General features: G+C 65.3%; 21 protein-coding genes and 2 pseudogenes. 12 read left to right on the plus strand and 11 right to left on the minus strand.

Going from position 1 to position 24139, the window contains the following annotated elements; genetic code table 11:
* Positions 1 to 44: 44 nt before the first annotated feature.
* The 9 genes and pseudogenes from ACEI37_RS05185 to ACEI37_RS05225 form a co-directional block, all read right to left on the minus strand.
* On the minus strand, positions 45 to 449 hold the full coding sequence (locus tag ACEI37_RS05185; RefSeq protein ID WP_373377651.1) for a hypothetical protein: 405 nt from the start codon (positions 447 to 449) through the stop codon (positions 45 to 47).
* Between the two features lie 12 nt (positions 450 to 461).
* A complete protein-coding gene (locus tag ACEI37_RS05190; RefSeq protein ID WP_373377652.1) occupies positions 462 to 1121 on the minus strand; it encodes an alpha/beta hydrolase in 660 nt (219 codons plus the stop codon).
* 22 nt (positions 1122 to 1143) lie between these two features.
* Entirely contained in the window at positions 1144 to 2631 is a 1488-nt protein-coding gene (locus tag ACEI37_RS05195) for an FAD-binding protein (protein ID WP_373377653.1), read from the minus strand.
* 13 nt (positions 2632 to 2644) lie between these two features.
* A pseudogene (locus tag ACEI37_RS05200) lies at positions 2645 to 2917 on the minus strand (FAD-dependent oxidoreductase); the annotation flags it as partial.
* An 85-nt stretch (positions 2918 to 3002) separates the two neighbouring features.
* The gene (locus ACEI37_RS05205) at positions 3003 to 3764 is read right to left on the minus strand and encodes a DUF1329 domain-containing protein (RefSeq protein ID WP_373377654.1); all 762 of its coding nucleotides are present in this window, start codon (positions 3762 to 3764) and stop codon (positions 3003 to 3005) included.
* Between the two features lie 37 nt (positions 3765 to 3801).
* A pseudogene (locus tag ACEI37_RS05210) lies at positions 3802 to 4089 on the minus strand (DUF1329 domain-containing protein); the annotation flags it as partial.
* A 200-nt stretch (positions 4090 to 4289) separates the two neighbouring features.
* Positions 4290 to 5855 (minus strand): DUF1302 family protein, encoded by a 1566-nt coding sequence (locus ACEI37_RS05215; RefSeq protein ID WP_373377655.1) that lies wholly within the window; start codon positions 5853 to 5855, stop codon positions 4290 to 4292.
* A gap of 149 nt (positions 5856 to 6004) precedes the next feature.
* A complete protein-coding gene (locus ACEI37_RS05220; protein WP_373377656.1) occupies positions 6005 to 8392 on the minus strand; it encodes an RND family transporter in 2388 nt (795 codons plus the stop codon).
* Positions 8393 to 8424: 32 nt separating this feature from the next.
* Positions 8425 to 9390, minus strand: a complete 966-nt coding sequence (locus ACEI37_RS05225; RefSeq protein WP_373377657.1) for a WD40/YVTN/BNR-like repeat-containing protein — start codon at positions 9388 to 9390, stop codon at positions 8425 to 8427.
* 622 nt (positions 9391 to 10012) lie between these two features.
* On the opposite strand from ACEI37_RS05225, the gene ACEI37_RS05230 reads away from it, so the two are divergent.
* The 11 genes from ACEI37_RS05230 to ACEI37_RS05280 all read left to right on the plus strand — a co-directional run bounded on the left by ACEI37_RS05230 (position 10013) and on the right by ACEI37_RS05280 (position 20904).
* The gene (locus ACEI37_RS05230; protein ID WP_373377658.1) at positions 10013 to 10975 is read left to right on the plus strand and encodes a VOC family protein; all 963 of its coding nucleotides are present in this window, start codon (positions 10013 to 10015) and stop codon (positions 10973 to 10975) included.
* Between the two features lie 153 nt (positions 10976 to 11128).
* A complete protein-coding gene (locus tag ACEI37_RS05235) occupies positions 11129 to 11983 on the plus strand; it encodes a fumarylacetoacetate hydrolase family protein (RefSeq protein ID WP_373377659.1) in 855 nt (284 codons plus the stop codon).
* 34 nt (positions 11984 to 12017) lie between these two features.
* The gene (locus ACEI37_RS05240) at positions 12018 to 13796 is read left to right on the plus strand and encodes an FAD-dependent oxidoreductase (RefSeq protein WP_373377660.1); all 1779 of its coding nucleotides are present in this window, start codon (positions 12018 to 12020) and stop codon (positions 13794 to 13796) included.
* Between the two features lie 162 nt (positions 13797 to 13958).
* Positions 13959 to 15215 carry an ABC transporter substrate-binding protein gene (locus ACEI37_RS05245; RefSeq protein ID WP_373377661.1) on the plus strand — a complete coding sequence of 419 codons (1257 nt, stop codon included), beginning with the start codon at positions 13959 to 13961 and terminating at the stop codon, positions 15213 to 15215.
* 52 nt (positions 15216 to 15267) lie between these two features.
* Entirely contained in the window at positions 15268 to 16173 is a 906-nt protein-coding gene (locus tag ACEI37_RS05250) for a transporter (RefSeq protein WP_373377662.1), read from the plus strand.
* A gap of 7 nt (positions 16174 to 16180) precedes the next feature.
* Complete coding sequence (locus ACEI37_RS05255) at positions 16181 to 16909, plus strand: ABC transporter ATP-binding protein (RefSeq protein ID WP_373377663.1); 729 nt, start codon at positions 16181 to 16183, stop codon at positions 16907 to 16909.
* The gene (locus ACEI37_RS05260) at positions 16906 to 17607 is read left to right on the plus strand and encodes an ABC transporter ATP-binding protein (protein WP_373377664.1); all 702 of its coding nucleotides are present in this window, start codon (positions 16906 to 16908) and stop codon (positions 17605 to 17607) included. The genes ACEI37_RS05255 and ACEI37_RS05260 overlap by 4 nt, the downstream gene beginning before the upstream one ends.
* Before the next feature lie 8 nt (positions 17608 to 17615).
* Positions 17616 to 18482 carry a branched-chain amino acid ABC transporter permease gene (locus ACEI37_RS05265; RefSeq protein ID WP_373377665.1) on the plus strand — a complete coding sequence of 289 codons (867 nt, stop codon included), beginning with the start codon at positions 17616 to 17618 and terminating at the stop codon, positions 18480 to 18482.
* Between the two features lie 4 nt (positions 18483 to 18486).
* Positions 18487 to 19545, plus strand: coding sequence for a branched-chain amino acid ABC transporter permease (locus ACEI37_RS05270; RefSeq protein ID WP_373377666.1), 1059 nt, complete (start codon positions 18487 to 18489; stop codon positions 19543 to 19545).
* 99 nt (positions 19546 to 19644) lie between these two features.
* Positions 19645 to 20406 (plus strand): GntR family transcriptional regulator, encoded by a 762-nt coding sequence (locus ACEI37_RS05275; protein WP_373377667.1) that lies wholly within the window; start codon positions 19645 to 19647, stop codon positions 20404 to 20406.
* 195 nt (positions 20407 to 20601) lie between these two features.
* The gene (locus tag ACEI37_RS05280; RefSeq protein ID WP_373377668.1) at positions 20602 to 20904 is read left to right on the plus strand and encodes a hypothetical protein; all 303 of its coding nucleotides are present in this window, start codon (positions 20602 to 20604) and stop codon (positions 20902 to 20904) included.
* Positions 20905 to 21026: 122 nt separating this feature from the next.
* Here ACEI37_RS05280 and ACEI37_RS05285 read toward each other — a convergent pair whose 3' ends face one another.
* Positions 21027 to 21452, minus strand: a complete 426-nt coding sequence (locus ACEI37_RS05285) for a cupin domain-containing protein (RefSeq protein WP_373377669.1) — start codon at positions 21450 to 21452, stop codon at positions 21027 to 21029.
* Positions 21453 to 21530: 78 nt separating this feature from the next.
* Positions 21531 to 22358 (minus strand): AraC family transcriptional regulator, encoded by an 828-nt coding sequence (locus tag ACEI37_RS05290; RefSeq protein WP_373377670.1) that lies wholly within the window; start codon positions 22356 to 22358, stop codon positions 21531 to 21533.
* A 222-nt stretch (positions 22359 to 22580) separates the two neighbouring features.
* Between ACEI37_RS05290 and ACEI37_RS05295 the strand changes: the two genes are divergently transcribed.
* Positions 22581 to 23981: an alginate export family protein gene (locus tag ACEI37_RS05295; protein ID WP_373377671.1), complete on the plus strand. Its 1401-nt coding sequence runs from the start codon at positions 22581 to 22583 to the stop codon at positions 23979 to 23981.
* Positions 23982 to 24139 lie beyond the last annotated feature (158 nt).

The raw sequence follows: 24139 nt of genomic DNA on the forward strand, positions 1-24139 counted from the left end.
GGATAAACGTTTAGCAGCGCAGGCGCGATCCCTGGCACCGTTGCTCAGTCATTCAGGGCTCCGCCCGCGATCCACTGCCGGATCGCGCCGATCTGGGCGGGGTCTAGCGGCGGTGCGCCGGGAGGCATGGCTACGCCCTGCCCTCCGGCTTCCAGGTGGGCGCCCTGGAGCTTGCGCATCAGGTAGCTTTGCTCCGGCGCCGACGGGGCGACCCGCAGCATCGAGCTCTGCGTCGACCTGACCCCGACCAGATTGGAGTGAACCACCTTGGGCAGCAGATCGAGGCCCGCGGGGGCATTCGCGCCCTGGTGACACGCGGCGCAGTTCTGCACCAGCATGGGCCTGATATTCCTGGCGAAGCTGACACCTTCACCGCGGCATGTGCCGCTCAGCGTTGCCGACAGCACACCGGCGGCCAGCGCCAGGCAAGGGGTAACGAATGCCTTCATGCCTTCCTCCTGTCATGAGTGCGGACGCGACAGCCACACCGCCAATTGCGTGTCCAGGCTTGCCGACCGCAGATCGCCGGCACCAGCGCACCACGCCACCTCGACACGAGCCCCGCGTTGCACAAGCTCGGCGCCGGTGGCTTGCGCCAGCGCGTAACCCACCGGGCCCGACGGATCCAGCAACAGGGTCACCTGTACCTGGGCCATGGCACGCCGCGCGGGCTGCCACCCCTTGATGCATGGCCAGTATCCGCCCAGCGCGATGACGTGCCTGAAGCGTTCCGGCCATACCGCGGCCAGCACCAGTCCGAGCACCGCGCCCTGACCGAATCCAACGATATCCATCCGATCGGGCGGCCGGGTTCTTCCGCCGGTGCTCCCGCCCGCGCGCTCCGCGCAGAAGCGCTCCAGCTGCCACAGTGCGTCGCCAAAGCCGATCGGCTCGACAGCGGGGAACGACAAGTCCTGGTACCAGGCATAGCGCTGTCCGTCCGGCGTCCAGGCAGACCAGCGTCCGGCCTTCGGCGCGACGATGGCCGCGTGCGGCGCGGTGCGCGCCAGCAGCGGCAACAGCTGGCGCTGGTCGGCGCCGGCGCCATGCAGGGCCAGCACCCGCGGCGGCCTGGCATCCGTGCCGGGTGCAAAGTGGTACTCCAGTGTGGAGCGGCGCATTTTCGTCTCCGCCGGACTCGCTTCACACTGCGTGCGGCGATGCCTGGCTCGCGTGCAGGCCGGCGAGGTAGCCGAACGTCATGCCACTGCCCAGGGTGCAGCCGCCGGCCCAGTACGTGTTATGCGCGGGGCTGGCGATACAGTTGCCCGCGCCGTAAAGCCCGGGGATGGGCCGATCGTCGCTGCGCAGCACTTGCGCCCGCGCATTGATTACCGGACCGCCGTTGGTGTCCAGCGTGCCGGGGGCCAGGATGATGCAGTAGTACGGGCCCTTTTCCTGCAGCGGATACAGCAGCGGGTTCTTCCCCGCCGCGTCGCCCCAGCGCGTGCCCTGGCGCGGCATGCCGAAGATCGGGCGGTAATCCCGGTCGTAGGCAAATTCCCCCCGCTGGAAATCCGCGTCGCGACCGGCATGGGCGAAGGCATTGAAGCGTGCGATGGTCTGCTCTAGCTCCCGCGCGAACGTGGGCGCAAGCTGGATGCCGCCGGTATGGGCGGACAACACGGCCAGCCGTGCGTCGATGGCGGCGGCAAGGCCGGCCGGCGTATTGCCGGTGAGCACATAGGGCGCACCGGTCGGTTGGGTGGGCAGCGGATGGTTGCCGCCGTACAGCTCCGCGGCGCGCTGGTCATAGACCATGAAGGTCAGCAGGTTCGGGTACTCGGCCTTGTTCGCATCATAGTCATGGTGGGCACGGGCGCGGTCGTGGTAGTTGCGCTTCTCATTGAAGACGCGCCGGCCGTACTTGTTGACGACGATCATGCTGTCGCCCGGCGGCTGCCAGACGTCGTTGGGCACGCTGAGGTACTGCAGCGCTTCTTCCAGCACGATCTCGGCCCGCCAGGCCCCGCCCATGTTGCCGAGCTTGGCGCCCACGCCGGCGGCAATGGCGATGAAATCGCCGGTGCAGGTAGGCACGCCACAGCCACCGAAGACAGGGCCGGTCTGGTAGAGGTTCAGCAGTTCCCGGTTGTACGAGTACCCGCCGGTCGCAAAGATGACGCCGCGATGGGCACGCACGGCCACCGGCCCCTCGTCGCTCTCGGCCATGACGCCGACCACTTCGCCGCTCGCATTGGTCACCAGGCTGGTCACGCGATGGCTGGTCAGCACCGGAATGCCGAGCTGGTCAATCCTTGCCTTGAGCTGCCCCATCAGTTCGCCGCCGAAGCCGAGGGTGCCATCGGCCTTCAGCGCGCCCAGCCCCCTGCCGCGCGGGGCCTTGTTCTCGGCGCCATGCTCGAAGTAGTCAGGCAGGTCGTCCGCTTCCGTTTCCGGCAGGATATGGAACCTGCCGACACGCAACGCGCCGCTCGACCGCATCAGGTCGACCATGGCCGCGCCGTGGTCGTAGTAGGCGCCGATCAGGTCGTAAATCGATTGCGAGACACCGAGCGTCCGCCGAGGCGGGGTTGTAGAGATGCGGGTAGGAATACCGGATGCAGTAGGCCAGAAAATCCGGTCTGGCGTCCTGAATGCCTTTTGCCCGCATCCGGAAGTTGTTGGCAATCCAGAACATGCCCGCGGATTTGGCAGAGGTACCGCCGATCACGGGCGATTTCTCCAGCATCATCACGCTCGCACCCTGGCTGTGCGCGGTCAGCGCGGCTACGGCTGCGGAAGCGCCGCTGCCTGCCACGACGACGTCCGCATGATGGCGCCAGGGCCGCTTGGCCGTGCCTGCCACGGCATCGTGCGCCAACACACCCAGTGCGGTAGCGGTCGCGCCTGCACCGCCGGCGCGAAGAAAGTCCCGCCGCGAGATGCGCGATGTCGAGTCGTCCAGTTGAGGCATGGTGTTCTCAGGTCCTTCGTTCAGAAAAGAACTGCCGCGCCGCCTCGCGTATCGTCGCAAAGGTGGTGGCGCGGCAGAGACAGGACTAGCGCGCGATGGTTTCGAGCGCGCTCAGCGAGACATCGCCTTCCTTGATGGACTTCTCATTCAGCTTGTAATCGCGGAACAGGAAGATCGATGCATGCCTGGCCTTGAAATCGATGGTGTCGCCCTGCACCGACGAGACGTAGCGGATGCCGTCCTGCGCCACCGTCGGGCGCATATGGAAGTTGAAGAACTTCCAGAACTCGCCCTTCTTGTCATAGGCCTCGCCCATATACAGGCGGGGATATTTGACATCCATATAGACGATCTTCTTGCTGTACGGATGCTCGGCCGGCGGCGTCGCCTCGATCACCCAGACCTCGCGTGGCTGCCATTTCTGGACGGGATTCCAGTAAGGCGCTTCCTTCAAATCGACCGTGGGCCACTCATCAGGCGAGCCCTTCTTGGCAGCGTTGTAGCCCAGTCTGGCATCGGAACTGGCCAGGATCCAGCGGCGGCCGACCAGCTTGATTTGCCGGTACCAGGACGGGCGGGCGTTCCAGATATAGATGTCGTCGTTGAGCTGGTCGAGACCTCCGATCGGATCCATCCAGGCGCCACCGGAGAGGCGCCGCGTACGCCGGGCCGAGCGGATATACGCCCAGCTGTCTTCGAGCTTTGCGTTGTCGTAGCGGATGGTGAAGGTGCCCAGGCCCCGGATATCCTCCGGCGCGGTCGCGACGAACAGCGTCTTGGTCAGGGTGCTGCCATCGCCGGACACGGGGTTCTCGCCACCCAGGCGGCCCTTCAGGTAATACCGCATGAAACAGCCAGTCCTGCGTCTGTTCCAGCCCCTTGTCGCCGCTGATCAGCAGATAGGTGGCCTTGTTGTTGGCGATGTCTCCTTCCGGCGATGCGTAGTAGAAGTTCCAGATCAGCTTCTCGCCAGCGTCCGGGTCATTCGCCGTGACCTCCGGAAATGGAATGCCGGCGACCCCGCAGTCCGAGACCTCCCTGGTCTTGGCATCGTATTTCACCTGCCCGGCATACTTCTTCGTCGCCTCGAGATAGCGCGGGTCCAGCGCCACCGGCTTGGCGTGGGAAAGCGGAAGCTTGAGGTTCCAGTTCCGGATCTGCCACTCCACCATTATCGGTCAGCAGGCTGGCAATGGTGTGGCCCTGGAACGTGTCGTTCCTGACCTTGTCGAGATTGGCTTTCTCGATCACGGTGCCTTCGGGCAGTTCTGCCGCGAGCGGACACCACATGCCATGGCCACCATGGCCAGGACCGCCGCCTGTAGCCCCTTCATGCGATTTCTCATCACCTGTCTCCTTTGCTTGTCGTGGTTCAGAACTGATAGGTCGCCCGCAGCATGAACTGGCTGTTGCGTGCGAAGTCTCCGAGGGTGTGCGTCGAGCTCTCGACCTGGCCCGGCTTCCTGGTGTGCTTGGGGAAGAAGAGATTGGCCTCGGCCAGCAAGCGCCAGTGATTGCCGATCTGGAACGACACGCTGGGAATCACGAACGCGTCGCCGTTGCTGACATCCATGCCGACGGCCAGGCCGGGATTGAGCCGGCTGTTCAGGTAATTCAGCTGGATGAACGAGGTGACCAGCGTGGTATGCTCGCGCAGCCGGGCCCCAAAGCCAACCTGCTCGACGATGTCGTCGGAGCGCTTGTAGCCTGGCAGCCAGGTGTCGAATATCTGCACCGAGAAGAACGAAGCCTGGTTTGTGCCGAGCCACTCCATCAGCCGAAGTTGCTTGTCGAAACGCAGCGTAGTCAACACGGCATCCTTGCGGATGATCCCGCCAAAGCCCGGCAGCGCCCCATTCATGAAGTTGCTGCCGACGTTGTAGGCAACGTTGCGCTGGTAAGCGACCTCGCCGGTCACGACCGCATCCAGGCCGGGGATCTGGCCGCTGACGCTGACGTCGTACACATCCATCTTGGGAAAGATGAAATCGCCAAGTCCGCCAGTTGGTGCTTTCTGGTACGGCGCAAAGACCGAATTCACCACCGGGTCCGGCTTATAGGTCTTCAGGTAAGAGATGGCATAGTTGACCGGTCCCGCCAGGCCGGTCCAGCGCAGGCCTCCGGTCGGATTATGGGTATCCCCCGCCGGATGGCGGCGGTCGTAGTTCAGGAATCCCGGCGCGAGGAAGTCGACGCCCTTGTACGGCTGCGCGGCCCAGCGGCCGCCGTAGAGGTCATAGCTGTTGCCGATATCGCGCTCGCGATCGATGCCGGGGCGCAGCACCAGTTGCAGCGAGCCGTCGGCCTCCGGCACATCGATCTTGGCGTTGATCAGCCAGAGCGGTTTTCTGAGTTCGTCGTTGTCGCTTTCCAGAAACGAACGCCAGCGGTAATCAAAGCCATGGATCAGGTCGGTCGGGTGGAAGAAATCGGTCTCGCCCCACACCACTTGCTGCTTGCCCAGTCGCAGGTGCAAGCGCTCCGTCGGATCCATGTCGACATAGAGCTCACGCAGCTCAGCCTTGTCGTACTGCCTCATCAGGTTGCTGCCCGGGCCTCCCGGAGAGTTCCTGCGATTGGCCTCCTCCAGATCGCGCTGGTACAAGGTATTGACCTCCTTGTCGGCGCGTCCTATGGCCTTCCACTTCAGCGGCCCGGTCGTTGCCTCGGCATTCAGTGACAGCGACCCGCGCAGCATCTGCAGGGAACCCGCGCTGCGTTGCGGGATCTCCGGATGATCCTCCAGGTTCCAGGACGCCCAGGTGCGGGCATAACCGCCGAAGTGGAAGCCGTGAAAGAAGCCGCGCTCGTTCGTCCACGGGCGTGGCCGGCTCGGCTGCCGCCGTGGACGCCTGGGCGACGGTGCTGGCGACGCGCGTCGGTTCTGGCGTTTCTGTGTTCGCCGCCATGGCTGCGGCCGGGGCAAGGCCAATGCCAAGGCCAAGCAATAGGGCGGGAATGCGTTTCAGCGCCGGCGCGGCGTGTCCCGGCCGCCGCACGGGCAGCCTTCCTCCTTGCATCATGGTGTCTCCTCCACTGTTGATTTTTATTGCGCGGGACATGCCCCCGGCATGTCCGCTGACAGCGTCAGGCGGCCCGCTTCAATGGCACATCGGCAACAGGCGCGGCCCGGACGGGCGACGCTGGGCCCACGATGAAGCGTGGCCGGAATACGTAGACCATCGCCGGCATCAGGAACAGCGCGCTGACGGCGGAGATGCAGAGCCAGAGCGCCATGAGGATGCCCATGTCCGCCTGGAACCGGAGGGAAGAGGTGCACCACAGCACCACACTGACGGTCAGCGTCAGGGCCGTGACCAGCACGCCCTTGCCCGCGGTGGCCAGGGAATTGACGATGGCGCGCACCAGGTCGTCATCGTGCTCCAGCTCTTCGCGGATGCCATCGACGATATAGAACGCGTAGTCCACGCCGAGCCCGATGCCAAGCGCGGCCACCGGCAGCGTGCTGAGGTTCATGCCGATGCCCTTCCATGCCATGTAGCTGAACGTGACGGTGTTGGAGAGCACCACCGGCACCATGAAGAACAGTCCGGCCATGGTGGAGCGATAGGCCACCGCACAGCAGATAATCAGCACCAGCAATGCCAGCGCGATGCTCTCGATCTGGCCGGCCAGGATCACTTCGTTGACGGCGGCGAGCACGCCGACGAGCCCGCCGGCGAGCTGATACTGCACCTTCTCCAGCGGATGTTCGGCGATGAAGGTCTTCAGGCGCTCGATCGCGGTGCGGACGCTTTCGCCGCGGTGGTCGCGGAAGAAGAAGGTGACCGAGGCATTGCGGGCTTGCGCGTCCAGCAGCCGGGTCATGTCGCCCGGGTCCGAACCCGAGGCAAGCATATAGAGCAGTTCGCCGTTCTCCTGCGCGGTGCCGCCCAGGTCCTGGTAGCGCGGATTGCCTTCGCGCAGCACTCGCTTGACCGCGGGAATGACGTCGGCCACCGAGACGCTGCCGCCGATTTCCGGCTGCGCCGCCATATAGCGCTGCATCTCGCTCATGGTCCGCAAGACCTCGGGATCCTTGATGGCACCGGGCGTGGCGCCCGACACCACGGCATACATGCGATCGGCACCCTGGAACTGCCGGTTGACCGCGGCCGCGTCGCGGTTGTAGACCGCGTCCGGCCAGAGAATGGGCGAGCCCGGCTCGGCGTCGCCCACGGTCAGGTTGAATGCATAGAGGCCGGATGCGACGAACAGCAGCGCGGCGCCGGCGAGCACGGCGTAGCGGGCTTTCGATGTCACGACGCGCACGGCGCACGACAGGATGCCGCGCAGGACCGGCGACACGTCGATCGGATGCGCATGGCCCTGGGGACGGCGGATCCACGACAGCAGTACCGGCGTCATCACGCAGGCCGTCACCGCAATCGTCATCACCCATACCGAGCCGATGATGGAGACCTTGTGCATCAGCGGGATCGGCGTGAGAACGACCACGATCATGCAGCCCGCATCGGCCAGCACGCCGAGCATGCCGGGCTTGAACAGCTGCAGCATCGCCGCCCGCGCCGCCGCCACGGTGGTGGGAGCGCCGGCAGCGAGTTCGTCATCGAAGCGCGATACCAGTTGCACCGAATGCGAGATCGCCCGCGCGGTAATCAGGAAGGCAATCACGATCACCAGCGGGTCCAGGTTGTAGCCGATCAGGCTGGCCGATCCCAGCGCCCACACGGCACTGGTCAGTCCGGCCAGGAGCGGCAGCAGGGTCCCGCGCCAGGTGCGCGCCGCGATGAACAGCAACGCGACCAGGCAGGCCACCGTGACCAGGAAGATATTCAGCGTCTCCGGCAGGTAGTGGTTCACCCAGCCGTACAGGATGGGCTCGCCGACCACGCGCACCACCACGCCGTCGCCGCGCTGCGCGTCGGCGATCTTCATCACCTGCGGGAAGATCTTGCGGTAGTCGGCCGCGCCCTCGTAGAAGTCCACCGTGATCAGCGTCGACTTCAGGTCTTTCGATACGTAGGCGCCATAGACCAGCGGATTGTTCAGCACCGCTTCGCGCAACGCCGCCAGGCCAGCCGGCGTGTCCGGCACGTCGGGCCACATCAGCGGCCGCATCTCGATGGCATCGGTCGAGCCGCGGATCTCCTTGAGCTTCTTCGAAGCCAGCGAAACGATCTGGAACTGGTTGACACCGTCGACCTGCTGCAGCGCGGTGGTGATCGCCCTGACCTTGCCCAGCAGCGCGGGATCGAAGATGTCGCCCCGCTCGGCCTCAAGCATGATGCTGACCATGTTGGAACTGCCGAATGCCTGCCGGAACTCGTTGTGCACCTTGATGTAGGCGTGGCCTTGCGGCAGCAGGTCGTCGAACACCGTGCGGATGCTGACGCGCGCGGCGAATGCTGCCATCACCGCCGTCAGCAGCACGAAGATCGCCACCACGTACGCGCGCCGTCGCAGGCACAGATCGACAAAGCGTTCAAGCTGATTGGAAAACAATTTGTTCACCGCCTCCTCCTTGGCTGTTGGCACCGCGTGCGCTACAGCGCCTGCTTGTTTGTCACCAGCGGCTGCGTGCCGCTGAAGTAGTAATGGGTGTCGTCCGCGGCCACCCTGGTGTGCCAGGTGCGGTCACCGGGCGCCGCGCGCGTGGCGCGCCAGGGCCGTCCCGCGGCATCGCCCAGCAGGACCACGCCCTTGTCGCCGGTGGCGAGCCAGCGGCCGCCGTCCCAGATGACGTCGAACAGGTGCTCTTCCGTTGCACGGGTCTCGACGCGCCAGTGCTGGCCGCCGTCGCTGGTGGTCAGGACCGTGCCGCCAAGGCCGACGGTGACGCCATGCTGCGCATCGCGAAAGGCCACCGCGGTCAGGCTTGCCTTGGCAGGGGTCTGCTGCGCCTGCCAGTTCGCGCCGTCGTCCGTCGAATATTCGATCCGGCCGAATTCGCCGACGCGCCACGCGTGCCGTCCAAGCACGGCAATGTCGTTCCACGCGACGTCTTCCTGCGCGCCGACGCGCGTCCAGCTCGCGCCGTGGTCGAGCGTGCGCAACGTGGCACCGCCCTCGCCGACGGCCCACGCCTGTCCGTTCGGCATCGCCTTGACCCGCACCAGCTTGTTCGCGATGCGCGACCGCGGTGCCTCCACCTGGCGCCAGCTGTCGCCCCCGTCCTGCGTAATGGCCACGACGCCGTCGTCGCCCACCGCCACCACATGCAGTGCATCCCATGCGGCGACGTCCTGGAGAGTGGCGCTTACGTTGGAAACCTGCGGCTGCCAGGTCTTTGCCGCATCCCGGCTGTGAAGCACCCGGCCATGCGCGCCGACCAGCCACGCCGTGTTCGCCGGACCGCGGGTAATGCCGAAGAACATGTCATCACGCTGGAACAGCGGAGGCGGAAGGTTGACCCCGGAGGGCTTGGGCTTGATGAACAGGCCGGCGTAAAGCAGGCCGCCGATCACCATCAATGGCAGGCCGGAAATCAATGTCTTGAAGATTTGCTTCATGCGTGACTCTCTGTGCTGCGCAATGGATCAACCGGCCAGAACGCGGCCGTACAACGACGTCGGCGCAGGCGACGAGCGCGCTCGCGCCGCTCTTCCTGACCATTGCCATGCATGACACGGCGTACTTCGATTGCCTGTTGCCATGCTGGGACGCCCGCCGAGAAATATATATAAAACACTTCTTCATATCTATTCATTTAAAGCATCGTTAACCCTACGAATATATATATTCAAACAATGAAGGCGTGGGACCGTCGGCCGAATAGCGTGAAGTCGCACAACAATACGCATGCGGCGCAGGAAGCAGCGACGCATTTGCCCGTGTTCAGCGGCCAGGCATGACAGCGGTGCCGATGGCACCGACGCGGCGCGATGGCCTTCGCCCGTCGATACGCCGCACCGGTCAACCGACATCCCGGGGATGTCCTGGCTCACCTTCGCAACAGAGTGACGAGCGCGCCGGTTGATCCGACAACATCATAGTCAAACGTTGTTTTTATATATTTTTTGCTTTAGTATAGGTTTTATGCGCGGCAGAGCATCTGCATCGTCCTATCCCAGACGACGCGCACAGGGCTCGGCATGAAGCCTGATCAACACCAGAACAACTTGGAGACAAAGGATGGAAAGCAGCCAGGCCAACGACCGGCCACTTCCTGACGAACCGCGGACACCAGCCCGTCATGCGGTACATTCCATCGACCACTTCGCGCTGGAAGTGCCTGACCTGGCCGTCGCCGAACACTTCCTGCTGTCGTTCGGACTGACCGTGCTGCGCAACGGTGACTGCCTCGACGTATTTGCCGCCGACCAGCATCGCTGGGCGCGGGTGTACCAGGGGGAACGCAAGCGGCTCGCGTACCTCAGCTTCAATTGCTTCGAGGGAGAACTCGCGGGCATCCGGCAACAGCTCGCGGCGCGTGGCGTGGAGTTCGTTGACGACGCGGGCTTTGGCAGCCGCGAAGGCGTGTGGTTCTTCGACCCGGACGGCAACCTGGTCCAGGTCAAGGCGGGCCCCAAGACCTCCCCGAGCGGCAAGTCAGTGATGCGCATCGAGAGTACGCCTGCCGGCGTGCGCGGCTCGGCGCCGCGCAGCCAGGTACTCCAGATCCGGCCGCGACGCCTTTCTCACGTGCTGATGTTCTCGCCCGACGTGGGCAGGGCGCTGGACTTCTATCGCGATGCCATCGGTCTGCGCCTTTCCGACCGCTCCGGTGACCTGATCGCCTTCACCCATGCACCCCACGGCAGCGACCACCATCTGCTGGCGCTGGTCAAGAGTTCGGCCAAAGGCTGGCACCACTCCGCGTGGGACGTCGCCAACGTCAACGAAGTCGGCCAGGGCGCCAGCCAGATGGCCGCCGCCGGCTATCCCGCTGGCTGGGGGACTGGCCGCCATGTGCTGGGGTCCAACTACTTCTTCTATGTGCGCGATCCCTGGGGCTCGTTCTTCGAGTATTCGGCCGACATCGACTACATCGCCGCCGGGCAAACCTGGCCAGCCGGCGATTTCCCCCCGGAGGACTCCTTGTACCAGTGGGGTCCCGATGTTCCTGCGGATTTCGTGCACAACACCGAAGCCTGAAACGCCGGGCAAGCAACGCCACTAGCTCGGCGCCTGCAACAGCAGGATGCGAGTTTGCGGTTCGCTCGTCTCGCGCCTGAATATATACATTTTTCTTTATTTATATCTTTAAGCCGTTCCAGACAACGGCATTGATCCACACAGGAGTTCGATATGAAATTGGCAACGTTACGGCTCGATGGCCAGCAATGCGTGGGCATCGTGTCCGACCAGGGAATCGCCGTCCTGCCCCTGTCGGCCGGCATCGATGCCGGCGCGCTGATTGCCGCGGGCCTGAGTCCCGAGCAATGGCGCAACCTGGCGTCCGAGGCGACGCCCGTGCCGGCCTCCGCGCAGATCAGCTACCTGCCGCCGGTCATCAATCCGCGCAAGATTCTTTGCGTCGGCCTCAACTATGCCGACCACACCAAGGAGTCGCCTTACGAGCAGCCGGACTACCCGACGCTGTTCCTGCGCGTGCCAACCAGCCTGGTGGGGCATGGCGGCGCCATCGTCAGACCGCAGGCGAGCGACTCGCTGGACTTCGAAGGCGAACTCGCGGTCATCATCGGCAAGGGCGGCAAGCATATCGCACGCGAGAACGCCCTCTCCCACGTGTTCGGGTACTCCATCTTCAACGACGGCTCGGTGCGCGAGTATCAGTTCAAGTCGCCGCAATGGACGGTGGGCAAGAACTTCGATGCCACCGGTGGCTTTGGCCCGATCCTCGTGACCGCCGACGAGCTGCCGGCGGGTGCCGTCGGCCTGAGCCTGGAGACCCGGCTCAACGGGCAGGTGGTCCAGTCCGCCAACACTTCCGACATGCTGCATGACGTGCCGTCGCTGATCTCGATCATCAGCGAGGCGATCACGCTGGAACCGGGAGACGTCATCGTGGCGGGCACGCCATCCGGTATCGGCTGGGCGCGCAGCCCGCGGCTGCTGATGCGCGATGGCGACCTCTGCGAAGTCAGCATCGAAGGGATTGGCACGCTGTCAAACCCGATCGTCGACGAATCGACCCGCTGAGGCATCCACCAATACAAATCGAGAGGAGACGAAGTTGAAAACCATTGAAGTACCCGTCCTGGTTGTCGGCGCAGGACCGTCTGGACTGACCGCCACGGCCCTGCTTGCGACCTATGGCATTCGCACGCTCACCATCACGAAATACGCGGGCACGGCAAATTCCCCGCGCGCGCACATCACCAACCAGCGCACGATGGAAGTACTGCGCGACCTGGGCATCGAGGAGCGCGTGCGCCAGCTTGCCACGCCCAATGCGCTGATGAGCAACAACATCTGGGCCACCAGCTTTGCCGGCACCGAGATCGCGCGGCTGCAGACCTGGGGCAGTTCGGAACAGCGCAAGGCCGACTATGCGCTGGCGAGTCCCTCCGAGATGTGCAATGCGCCGCAGCACCTGCTGGAACCCGAAATCCTGGCGTGCGCGCGCGAGCGCGGCGCGGAGTTCCTGTTCAACACGGAACTGACGCAAATCAGCCAGGACAATGACGAAGTGACGGCCATCCTGAAGGATCGCGTGACCGACGAAACCATCCGGGTCAAGGCACGCTACGTGATCGGCGCCGACGGTGGGGCGAGCACCGTGGTGCCGCAGTGCGGTTTCGAGATGGAAGGAAAGATGGGCCTCGGCGCGGCGGTCAACTGCTGGCTCGAAGTCGATCTCGCCAAATACTGCGAACACCGTCCCGGCGTGCTGTACTGGATGACGCAGCCCGGCAACGACTACTGGGTCGGCAGCGGCACCTACATCTGCGTGCGCCCCTGGAACGAATGGGTACTGCTGTTCATGTACGACCCGGCGCAGGGCGAGCCCGATCTCAGCGAGGAGGCCGTGATCCGCCGCGCCCGCGCCACCATTGGCGACGACTCCCTGCCCATCAAGGTCAAGGCGGTCAGCAAATGGCAGATCAACCATGTGGCGGCGCGGACCATGCGCAAGGGCAGGGTCTTCATCGCCGGCGACGCTGCGCATCGCCATCCTCCGGCCAACGGCCTCGGCACCAACACCTCGATCCAGGATGCGTTCAACCTGGCGTGGAAGCTGGCGTACGTGATCCGCGGCAATGCGGATGACTCCCTGCTCGACACCTACTCGGCCGAGCGCCAGCCGGTGGCCCGCCAGGTCGTCGACCGCGCCATGAAATCGGTACAGGACATGCTGCCGATCGCCAGGGCACTCGGCTTCGGCCCGGGCCAGAGCGAGGCCGAGGGCTGGGCCAACGTCAATGAGCTGTTCAGCGATACCGAGACCGGCCGCGCGCGGAGAACCGCGCTGCAGGAGGCGGTCGAGCTGCAGAACTACCAGTTCAATTGCCATGGCGTCGAACTCGGGCAGGTCTACCAATCGTCGGCCGTGGTGCCCGATGGCCTGCCCCGCGAGCCCGCCGCCCGCGATCCCGAACTCTATTACCACCCGAGCACCTCGCCGGGCGGCGTGGTGCCCCATGCGTGGCTGGAGCATCGCAAGGCCCGTGTGTCGACCCTGGACCTGGTCGGCCACGGCCGCTTCACGCTGCTAACCGGCATCGGCGGACAGGCCTGGAAGGACATCGCGGCCCGGCTGTCGGACCGCCTCGGTGTCGGGATCGACGTTGTCAGCATCGGCGGCCCCAACTGCGATGCCCACGACGTCTATGGCACCTGGAGCCGGCTGCGCGGCATCTCGGACTCGGGCGCGATCCTGGTGCGGCCGGACCGCTTCGTCGGCTGGCGCCGGCAGGAGCTGGGCGCGCAAGCGGAACAGTCGCTGTCCGATGCCATGCACGGCATCCTGGGCCGCGCACCGGATGCCACCGGCTGCCGGCGCGCCGCCTGACGGCGTCCCACACAGGCTTACCGCGTAAGGGCCCGCGGCGGCATCCGCCAGCCGCGCCCTTTTTCCACAGCGTCAGCCAATGGTCCCGGGCCTGCCCCGGCGCCAGGGGAGCATGCGCCTGAAAAAAGACACACAAGACCAGGCGCGAACATGGAGGAAGACATGAATCACATCAACGCATCGCGTCGGAAACTGCTGCGGGCGTCGGCGGCAACGCTGGCCGCCGCCACGGTCGGTTCGCCCTTGATGGCGCAGCCGTCCCGCACCATCCGCATTGGCCTGGTCTCGCCGCAGACCGGCCCGCTCGCCGCATTCGGCGAGGCCGACCGGTGGAGCATCCAGCAGGTCATGCCGACACTGGAAAAGCGTGGCGCAGCGCGGGTCGAGATCCTGCTGCGCGACAGCCAGTCCAACCCGAACCGCGCCGGCGAAGTCGCCAACGCGCTGATCCTGAAGGACAAGGTCGACCTGATGGTGGTGTCGTCGACACCCGAGACCACCAATCCGGTCTCGGACGCCTGCGAGCTGAACGGCGTTCCCTGCATCTCGACGATGGCACCGTGGCAACCCTGGTATTTCGGCCGCGGCGGCACGGCGGAGCGCGGCTTCAAGTGGACCTATCACTTCTTCTGGGGCCTGGAAGACGTCATCGACGTCTTCACCAATATGTGGGCCATGGCCGCGACCAATAAAAAGGTCGGCGGCCTCTTTCCCAACGACAGCGATGGCAACGCCTGGGGCGATCGCAAGCTTGGCTTGCCGCCGGCGCTCGCGCGCAAGGGCTTTGCACTGGTCGATCCCGGCCGCTACCAGAACATGACGCAATCGTTCGCGTCGCACCTGTCGGCGTTCCGGCGCGAGTCGGTGGACATCGTCACCGGAGTCGTCATCCCGCCTGACATGAAGACCTTCCTGACCCAGGCACGCCAGCAGAACTTCCGCCCCAGGGTGATCTCCGTAGCAAAGGCCATGCTGTATCCCACCACCGTCGAAGCGCTGGGCGACCTGGCCGAGGGCATCACCACGGAGGTCTGGTGGACGCCGTGGCATCCGTACCGGTCGTCACTGACCGCCCAGAGCGCCGCTGACCTGGCGGGCCAATACGAGCAGTCCACCGGGCGGCAATGGACCCAGCCGATCGGCTTCGTGCATGCCTTGCTCGAGGTGGCGGTCGACGTCATCCGGCGCGCCCGCGATCCGGGCAACCGCGCCTCGATCCGGGATGCGCTCGCCCAGACCAACCTCGACACCGTGGTCGGCCCGATCCGCTGGCAGGGTGGCCCGGTCAGCAATGTCGCCAAGACCGGGCTGGTCGGCGGCCAATGGAAGCGCGGTGCCAAGCGCAGGTTCGAACTGACCGTCGTCAGCAACGAAAGCTCGCCGCAAGTACCGCTTGGCGGAAAGCTGATCCCGCTCTGATGCCAAAGCCGGGGCTTGCCCGCCGGCCGCCCCTCGCCCGAAGAACACACAATTGGAGGAAGACTGCATGTCAGTCAGGATGAAAGCCTGGACTGCGGCGACGCTCGTCGCCGCCAGTGCCGCGTGCATGGCCACCGAGAACGGTGGCTCGATCTACCCGCATGGCGCCGAGAACTACATGACCGGCGCCTTGCCGCCGCCCGGCCTCTATGGCCAGGTATTTGCCAGCCACTACCGCGCGGATCGCCTGATGGATGGCGATGGCAACCGCGTGCCGGTGGACTTCTCGGTGCGCGCAAGCGCCATTGCCCCGCGCATCGTCTGGGTACCCGGACAGAAATTCCTTGGCGGCGATATCGTGCTGCATGCGATCGCGCCGCTGGTCGATCTCAAGGTCGGCGTGAATGGCACCGCGCAGTCCAGGTCGGGCCTTGGCGACATCACGTTTGGCACTGGCATCGGCTATCACTATTCGCCCGAGTGGCATGTCGTCTATGCGCTCGACATCTATGCGCCGACCGGCCGTTACGACCGGAACGATCTCGCCAACATCGGGCGCAACTACTGGGCGGTCGAACCTGTCATCGCCATCTCCCGCGTCAAGCCGGACGGACTGAACCTCGACTTCAAGGCGATGTGGGCCATCAACACCCGCAATCGCGATACCGGATACCGTTCCGGGCAGGAACTCCATGCCGACTATGCCGTTGGCTGGGGCGTGTCACCGCACTGGGTCGCCGGCGTAGGCGGATATCTCTACAAGCAGATTACGGACGACAAGCAGGAGGGACAAACGCTGCCGGGCCGACGCGGCCAGGCCTTCGCCATCGGCCCGTCGGTCAAGTATGACAGCGGCAAGGGCTGGTTCCTCACGCTGAAGTGGCAAAAGGAGCTCGGCGTCGAAAATCGCGCGGCCGGCGATGCGTTCTGGCTCAAGGCGGCGTTCCCGCTGAAGTGAGGCACTCATGTCAGCACTGGAACTGCGGCGCGTCAGCAAGCACTACGGCGCCATCCATGTCACCCGGGGCGTCTCGCTGTCGGTCCGGCGTGGCGAGACGGTCGGCATCCTCGGTCCCAACGGGGCCGGCAAGACGACGCTGTTCAACCTGATCAGCGGCGATGTTGCCGCGGACAGTGGCACCGTTGTCTTCGATGGTGCCGACGTGACCAGCCGGCCCGCGCATGAGCGGGCGCGGCTGGGCATCGGCAGGTCGTACCAGATTCCCCGCCCGTTCGGATCGATGACGGTATTCGAGAACTGCCTCACCGCGGCACGCTTCGGCGCGGGGCTGGGGGCGCGCGCCGCGCAGGCGCGCGCGGTCGACGCGCTGCGCATGAGCGGCATGCTGGAGCTGGCGAACCAGCCTGCCGGCACGCTGACGCTGCTCAATCGCAAACGCCTGGAACTGGCTCGCGCGCTGTCCACCTCGCCCACGCTGCTGCTGCTCGACGAAATCGCCGGCGGCCTGACCGAGGCGGAGGCCGCGCTGCTGGTTTCCGAACTGCAGATGCTGAAGCAGTCGGGCATCACCATCGTATGGATCGAGCATGTATTGCATGCCCTGATGAAGGTGGCGGACCGTCTGGTGGTGCTGAACTTCGGCGAAATCGTCTGCGACGGCAAGCCCGATGCCGTGATGGCCGATCCGAAGGTCCGGCAGATCTACCTGGGAACCGAGGAGCACGGCACATGAACGCCATCCTGCAAGTCAGGGCATTGTCGAGCCGCTACGGCGACTTACAGGCCCTGCACGGGGTCGACATGGACGTCTACCCCGGCGAAATCGTCTCGGTCATCGGGACCAATGGCGCCGGCAAGTCCACCTTGCTGAAATCGATCGTCGGGCTGCTGCCGGTCCAGGCGGACGCGGTGCGATTCGGGGATGCCGCCATCGGCGGGATCGGTGCCGCCGCAACGGCGCGAGCGGGAATCAGCCTGGTCCCGGAAGGCCGCAGGCTGTTCCCCAGCTTGTCGGTGCAGGAAAACCTGCTGATGGGAAAGCACACCGGCCGGACCGGGCCGTGGGATCTCCAACGCGTGTACGCCTTGTTCCCAGCGCTGAAGGACAAGCGCACGGTGCCGGCCACCTCGTTGTCGGGCGGCCAGCAGCAGATGGTGGCCATCGGTCGCGCGCTGATGGGCAATCCACGGCTGCTGCTGTGCGACGAAATCTCGCTCGGTCTCGCGCCGGCCGTGGTACGCGAAGTCTATGCGGCGCTCGCGGCAGTCGGCCAGGACGGGACCACCGTCGTGGTGGTGGAACAGGACTTGTCCACGGCATGCAGGGTCAGCGAGCGACTCTATTGCCTGCAGCGGGGCCGGGTCACGCTTTCCGGGCGTGCCGACGCGCTGTCTGCCGCGGAAATCACACAAGCCTATTTCGGCTGCTGAGGTAAGCCATGCTACTGACAGATGTACTGATCCAGGGACTGCTGCTCGGCAGCGTGTACGCCCTGTTTGCGCTCGGACTGGCGCTGATGTATGGCGTCATGCGGCTGACCAATATCGCCCACGGCGACTGCCTCGTGCTGGCGGCGTTCGCGGCCATCGCCGCGATGCTTGCCAGCGGCTGGTCCGCGCTTGCCGCTGCCGTGCTGGTGGTGGGCCTGTTCTTCCCGCTCGGCTACGTGCTGCAGCGTGCGCTGCTCAACCGGGTGCTGTCGCGCGACCCGCTGCCCGCGCTGGTCGTCACCTTCGGGCTCTCCATCGTGATCCAGAACGTCCTGCTTGCCGTGTTCACGTCGGACCCGCGCTCCATCGACGCAGGCGGACTCAACCTCGTGGCCCTGCAGGTGACGCAAGACCTGTCCATTGGCGCCTTGCCACTGTTCGTCTTCGCCTTCTCATTGCTGGCCACCGCGGGCCTGCAGGCCATGATGACGCGCACGGCGATCGGCCGCGCCTTCCGCGCGGTCTCCGATGACCCGGAAGCCGCGCAGCTGACCGGCCTGGATGCCCGCCACGTGTATGGCCTGGCGACCGCCATCGCCTTCATGCTGATCGCCGCCGCGGGCGTGCTGCAAGGCATGCGCACCACGGTGTCGCCGGCCGACGGACCCAGCCTGCTGCTGTTCTCCTTCGAGGCGGTCATCGTCGGCGGCATGGGCTCGTTCTGGGGCGCCTGGCTGGGCGCGGCGCTGATTGGCGTGGCGCAGTCCGTCGGCATGTACTTCGATCCGGGCTGGGGCACGTGGTTCGGCCATCTCGTCTTCCTGCTGACATTGCTGGTGCGGCCGCAGGGACTTCTTCCCCAAACCAGGGACTGAAAACATGGAACACATCGATACGACCGCCATCCCCCCTTCCGGGCTACTGCAGGCCGAACCGGCATGGCGGGTGCTTCGGATGACCCGCGCCGGCTATGCCAGCTATGGCTTGCTGCTGGCATTGTTGCTGACGGCAGCCACGCTGCCGGCCTGGGGCGACCCCGCATGGATGCGCGAACTGACGCGCATCGGCTGCTACTTTGTCTTTGCTGCCATGTGGAACCTGCTGGCCGGATTCGCCGGCATGGTGTCCGTGGGACAACAGGCCTTCTTCGGGCTGGGCGGATACGCCATCGTGGCCCTGTCGAACAATGCCGGCCTCGACCCGTTCTGGTCGGTACCGCTGTCGGCGCTGGCGGCCGCCGCTGCGGCAGCCCTGGTCGCACCGATTGCCTTCCGCCTCCATGGCGGGTATTTCGCGATCGGCACGTGGGCGCTTGCCGAACTGGCGCGGCTGACGATCGCCAACATGCCATGGCTCGGTGGCGGCACCGGAACCAGCCTGCTCGGGCTTGCCGAGTTCGACAGCGCAACCCGCGAAGCACTGGTGTACTGGATGACGCTGGCCGCGGCCGCCTGCGGCCTGTTCGGCGTCCACCTGTTGCTGTCGACGCGGCATGGGCTGGCCCTGCGCGCCATCAAGGACGCACCGCTGGCCAGCGCCTCGCACGGCATCAACGTACGCCAGTCGCGCTACGTCATCTATGTCGTTTGCGCCGGCGGCGCGGGACTCGCCGGTGCGCTCTACTTTATCGGCAACCTGCGGATCTCCCCCGACGCCGCCTTCGCGGTGGACTGGACCGCCTTTGCCATCTTCATGGTGGTGGTAGGCGGCATCGGCACGATCGAAGGCCCGCTGGTGGGCGCCTGCCTGTTCTGGGCGCTGGATCGATGGTTCGGCCAGTACGGTACCGGCTACCTGATTGGCCTGGGCGCCACCGCCATCCTGGTCACCCTGCTCTTTCCGCAGGGACTGTGGGGATGGGTGCGGCAGCGCTTCGGGCTGGAGGCCTTGCCAGTCTCGTCGAAACTGCTCTTGCCGTCTGCGCGGGGTGGCTCCTGACGCACGGCTGCGATATCGGTAAGTCGACAGGAATATATATAATGAATGCCACTATCTATCATTCTGCGAGACGCAACCGTGCCAGCCAAGTCAGCAAACATGGCAGTCAACGACGATACCGCCGCCGTCCCGCCCGACCTGGGCGGGCGGACCTGGGCATCGGTCCTTGAGCAGGCCGTGCGCGAAGACATCATCAATGGCAAGCTGCCCGCCGGCAGCAAGCTGCGCCTGAAGGAACTGGCCGACCGCTATCAGGCCGGCGTCATTCCGCTGCGCGAGGCGCTTTCGCGCCTGTGCACGACGGGCTTCGTGCTGGCCATCGACCAGAAGGGTTTCCGTGTTGCGGAACTGTCGACGGACGAATTGCTGGATGTCACGCGGGTCAGGCAGCAGATCGAGACTGCGGCCTTGCGCGATGCCATTGAATCGGCCGATATCGCTTGGGAATCCGAAGTGATTGCCGCTCACCATCGCCTCACGCGCATTCCGATGGTGCTGCGTGGTCAGGGGGGCGTCATGAATCCCGAATGGGAAACCGCCCACGCTGCGTTTCACGAAGTGCTGATCGCCGGTTGCCGCTCGCCCTGGATGCGCCGATTCTCGCGCGTGCTGAGGGACCAGACCGCGCGCTATCGCTTTTTGTCCCTGGCTGCACCAAAGGCCGAGCGCAGCCGCGACGTGGCGGCAGAGCATGAGGCCATGGTCAATGCCATCCTGGCGCGGGATGCGACCAAGGCGTGCAAGCTGCTATCTGACCATTTCCAGCACACCACAGATCTTGTCCTAAAGTACCTGCAACAGCGCAAAGCCGGGGCCTCCGGGAAATCAAGGCGGGGCGCCGCGACGGAAGCAGCGCTCTGAAGGCGCTGGGACGGTTTCCGCCATTGCCGTGGAGCGAAAGCGCCGTAGAGTGGCTAGCGTCACCCCCCGGACTCCGCGTACATCTCTTCGCGCAGGAAGCGGGGCGGAGTTACCGGCGCTACGGCTTGGATACAGTGGCTGGGCGCTTAAGCTGCTACCCTCGGTTTATCGCAAATAATTAACGTTGGGGTCTCTATGGTTCGCCATTTCGTCAGCCTGCTCCTCGTGGCAGGCTTGAGCGCCACATCAGTTGCCACGCATGCCGACCCGTGGAAGGATGAGTCGGGCCACGGCTATGGACGCAAGCACAAGCGCGGCGACTATAAGGAAGAGTACTGGGACGGCCGGTGCAAGGTCGAACGGAAATGGGAAAAGAATGGCGAGTACAAGGAGGAGCGCAAGTGCAAGGACCGCCCCGCTGCCTACCATCCGCCCGGAGCGGTCTACTACCCTGAGCCAGCCATTGTCGTGAGCCCGCAAGTTGTGATTCGCCCCTGAAATCGGGCCGAATCAGCGAGCCAGCCCGTTGCGGACAGCAACGGGCTTTTTCGTTTGCAGACATCCGACGTTGAACTGACTCGTTCGGATCGATGGCAATCGTGCCCGTGTCGGGGCAAGCCTCAGATCCACTCGTCGTTCTCCACCGTACGCTCTCCCGCCGGACCGTCGCCCGTGTTGACCACGCCGCGCGGCTCGATCAGCAACAGCTTGACTTCCGCGTTGGCACGGGGCTTGTGCTCGACACCCTTCGGCACCACCGCCATCTGGCCAGCCCGCAGCACGATCGAGCCGTCGCCCGCGGGCCCCTGCCGGAAATCGATGCGCAACTCGCCTTCGAGGACGATGAAGGTTTCGTCGGTGTCGGCATGCCGGTGCCACTCGAATTCGCCTTCGACCTTCACCACCTTGAACTGGTAGTCGTTCATTTCCGCGACGACGCGCGGTTGCCAGTGTCCGTCGATCTGCGCGATCTTGCCGACCAGGTCGATGCTCTGGCATTGACCGCGGCAGGCCGGTGCGCGGGAATGGATAGAGGATTGGGACATGGTTCTCTCCGTTCACAAGTTGACGGGCTAAGGATACGCATGCGCCGGGCGGACGTATTGAACGATCGTGGGAATTTCTCAGCCGCCCCGGATGCTCCCCGCGACTTGCAGCCAGCGCCCCGGGGTCAGCCCGAAGGTCTTGGCGAAATGCCGCGTCATGTGGCTCTGGTCGGCGAAACCCGCGGCCGCGGCCGCGTCAGCCAGCGACCTGCCCGCGAGCAGTAGTTGGCGCACCGCATCGAGGCGGCGCATGGTCAGATAGCGATACGGGCTGGTGCCGTAGAACGTGCGGAAGTCGTGCGACAGGCTCCAGCGGTCGCGCCCCGTCGCGGCTTCGAGTTCGTCGAGCGTGACCACGCGTGTGCAGTTGGCATGCAGATACTCGCGTGCACGGCACGCGGCCAGATAGTCGCCCCGGGAACGCCGCGCGGGTGTGCCGGCGACGGCGGCCAGCGCATGCGCCAGGTCGGCCAGTGCATCGCTCTGTTCGAGCGGCTCGAGCGTGCAGCCGACATGCTGCAGCAGTGTCTCGGTGGCTGCCGCGAGGCGCGGGTCGGTCGTGACGCCGCCTTCGAGGAACGGCAGCGCGCGCCCGCCCAGGACGTTCTGGAACAGCACCGGCTCGACATAGATCATCCGGTAGCGGAAGCCTTCGTCGGTGCCTGCCTGGCCATCGTGAGGTTCATCGGGATGCAGCACGATGGTGTTGCCGGGCAGGCTGTCTCGCTGGCTGCGCCGATAGCTGAACCGCTGAACGCCAGCAAGCGTGCGGCCGATCGCGTAAGTGTCGTGGCGGTGCATGGCATACGCCTTGCCGTGAAACCAAGCTTCGATACGCTCGACGCCTTCTGTCGGCCTGGCGTGCCGCACCCAGTCGGAACGTGAGAGGGAGGCTGGTCGGTTCATGGTGTAGGGCGGGAATAGTCCGCGGGGCCGCGCTGCCGCACGGACCATTGGGTGTGAAGCGGTGCACAGGCGCCTGCGGGATTGTCGCACGGTACGTGCGGCGAGCGACGCGGAAAGCCTGGCTTGAAATGGATGCTAGTGTGCCGGGCAGCTTGCGCTCTCATCGCAAGATGCTATGTTGGCTTAAAGCAATCCACGGCGCGCGATGCGCAGCAGCTTCTCTTGGCCAACCACCACGCGCTTGCCCTCGCCCTGATCGCCCTCTACGGTACCGCGCTCGCGCAGGTACCGAGCAGCGCGCCTGCCTACAAATTCCTGCGCTACGACGAAGACTACCGCTACCTGCAAGGCGACAGCGCCGACGCCGCGCCCCGCGATTTCTGGGATCCCATCAAGTACATCCCCCTTGGCGCACCCGATACCTACCTGAGCCTGGGCGGCGAGATCCGCGAACGCTTCGAACATTATTCGGCCCCGAACTTCGGCACACCGGGCCGCGAGGCCGACGGCTATCTGCTGCATCGCATCCTGTTGCACGCCGACCTGCATGCGGGCGAACGCTTGCGCGGCTTCGTCCAGTTGGGCAATCATCTCGCCGCCGGCAAGGATGTGGCCGTGCCTCCTTATGAGGACCGGCTGGACCTGCAGCAGGCCTTTGTCGATGCGCGCCTGCCGCTGTCCGGCAACGCGGCGGCCGATCCCAACCTGCGTGTGGGCCGGCAGGAAATGGCGTTCGGCGCGCAACGGCTGGTGTCCGTGCGCGACGCGCCGAACGTGCGCCGCGCCTTCGACGGCGTTCGCCTCGGCGGACAAGCCAGCGACGTCCGCATCGATGCCTTCGCTACCCGGCCCGTGCTGCTCAAGGCCGGCAACTTCGATGACCACCCCAATCATGCGCAGGGCTTCTGGGGCGTGTACACGACGTTCCCGCGCAGTGTCGTGCCGGCATCCGGCGTGGACCTCTACTATCTGGGCTTCGAGAACAGCCGTGCGCTGTACAGCATCGGCGCGGGCGTGGAGCGCCGCCATTCCGTGGGCGGGCGCATCTTCGGCAGCCATGGCCGTTGGGACTGGGACTGGGAGGCGCTGGCGCAGTTCGGCAGCTTCGGCAGGCAAGACCTGCGCGCCTGGGGCTTCTCGACCGACACGGGCTATGCCTTCGCCATGGGCGGATGGAAAGCGCGCGCCGGTATCAAGGCCACCGCCGGCAGCGGCGACAAGGACCCGGCCGACGGCAGGCTGGGCACCTACGGCGGGCTCTTCCCCAAGCTGGCCTACTTCAACCAGGCCGGATTGGTCGGCGCCTCCAATGTGGTGGACCTGCAGCCGTCGTTGACGCTCAAGCCAACCTCATCATTGCGCCTGACGGTGTCGTGGGACTTCATCTGGCGCCAAACCACCGGCGACGCGGTCTATACGGCAACCGCAGTCCCCATCGTCGGCACGGCCGGACGCCCAGGGCGCTACACCGGCAGCCAGCTCGCTTTCGACGTGTTCTGGCAAGTGAGCCGCCATGTCGCGGTGAATGCGGGGCTGGTGCACGTCGAAGTGGCGCCGGTGCTGAGCGCCGTGGGCGGGCGCAATACCAATTTCACGTACCTGTCGGCGGCCTATACGTTCTGAGCGCCCGCGTGCCGCTTTCATCCGGAGCGGATCGAGGCTTTCGCAGCCGAAAATGGCGTTCCGAATCCTCGACGTTATGCGGAGCCGTTGACCAGATCCAATCACTTTTTTCTCCAGGTGCCATCAGCATTTGGTATCGGCCGCCGGCACTATGCCGG

Origin of the sequence: Cupriavidus nantongensis (genome assembly GCF_041726985.1) — a bacterium.
GTDB classification, from domain to species: domain Bacteria; phylum Pseudomonadota; class Gammaproteobacteria; order Burkholderiales; family Burkholderiaceae; genus Cupriavidus; species Cupriavidus nantongensis_A.

What these genes read in the sequence shown, in the direction of transcription:
- ACEI37_RS05275 (WP_373377667.1), top strand. Translation starts at nt 19,645, where the DNA reads ATGGCAGTCAACGACGATACCGCCGCCGTCCCGCCCGACCTGGGCGGG.
- ACEI37_RS05255 (WP_373377663.1), top strand. Translation starts at nt 16,181, where the DNA reads ATGTCAGCACTGGAACTGCGGCGCGTCAGCAAGCACTACGGCGCCATC.
- ACEI37_RS05280 (WP_373377668.1), top strand. Translation starts at nt 20,602, where the DNA reads ATGGTTCGCCATTTCGTCAGCCTGCTCCTCGTGGCAGGCTTGAGCGCC.
- ACEI37_RS05270 (WP_373377666.1), top strand. Translation starts at nt 18,487, where the DNA reads ATGGAACACATCGATACGACCGCCATCCCCCCTTCCGGGCTACTGCAG.
- ACEI37_RS05185 (WP_373377651.1), bottom strand. Translation starts at nt 449, where the DNA reads ATGAAGGCATTCGTTACCCCTTGCCTGGCGCTGGCCGCCGGTGTGCTG.
- ACEI37_RS05260 (WP_373377664.1), top strand. Translation starts at nt 16,906, where the DNA reads ATGAACGCCATCCTGCAAGTCAGGGCATTGTCGAGCCGCTACGGCGAC.
- ACEI37_RS05225 (WP_373377657.1), bottom strand. Translation starts at nt 9,390, where the DNA reads ATGAAGCAAATCTTCAAGACATTGATTTCCGGCCTGCCATTGATGGTG.
- ACEI37_RS05265 (WP_373377665.1), top strand. Translation starts at nt 17,616, where the DNA reads ATGCTACTGACAGATGTACTGATCCAGGGACTGCTGCTCGGCAGCGTG.
- ACEI37_RS05230 (WP_373377658.1), top strand. Translation starts at nt 10,013, where the DNA reads ATGGAAAGCAGCCAGGCCAACGACCGGCCACTTCCTGACGAACCGCGG.
- ACEI37_RS05235 (WP_373377659.1), top strand. Translation starts at nt 11,129, where the DNA reads ATGAAATTGGCAACGTTACGGCTCGATGGCCAGCAATGCGTGGGCATC.
- ACEI37_RS05205 (WP_373377654.1), bottom strand. Translation starts at nt 3,764, where the DNA reads ATGCGGTATTACCTGAAGGGCCGCCTGGGTGGCGAGAACCCCGTGTCC.
- ACEI37_RS05285 (WP_373377669.1), bottom strand. Translation starts at nt 21,452, where the DNA reads ATGTCCCAATCCTCTATCCATTCCCGCGCACCGGCCTGCCGCGGTCAA.
- ACEI37_RS05190 (WP_373377652.1), bottom strand. Translation starts at nt 1,121, where the DNA reads ATGCGCCGCTCCACACTGGAGTACCACTTTGCACCCGGCACGGATGCC.
- ACEI37_RS05245 (WP_373377661.1), top strand. Translation starts at nt 13,959, where the DNA reads ATGAATCACATCAACGCATCGCGTCGGAAACTGCTGCGGGCGTCGGCG.
- ACEI37_RS05290 (WP_373377670.1), bottom strand. Translation starts at nt 22,358, where the DNA reads ATGAACCGACCAGCCTCCCTCTCACGTTCCGACTGGGTGCGGCACGCC.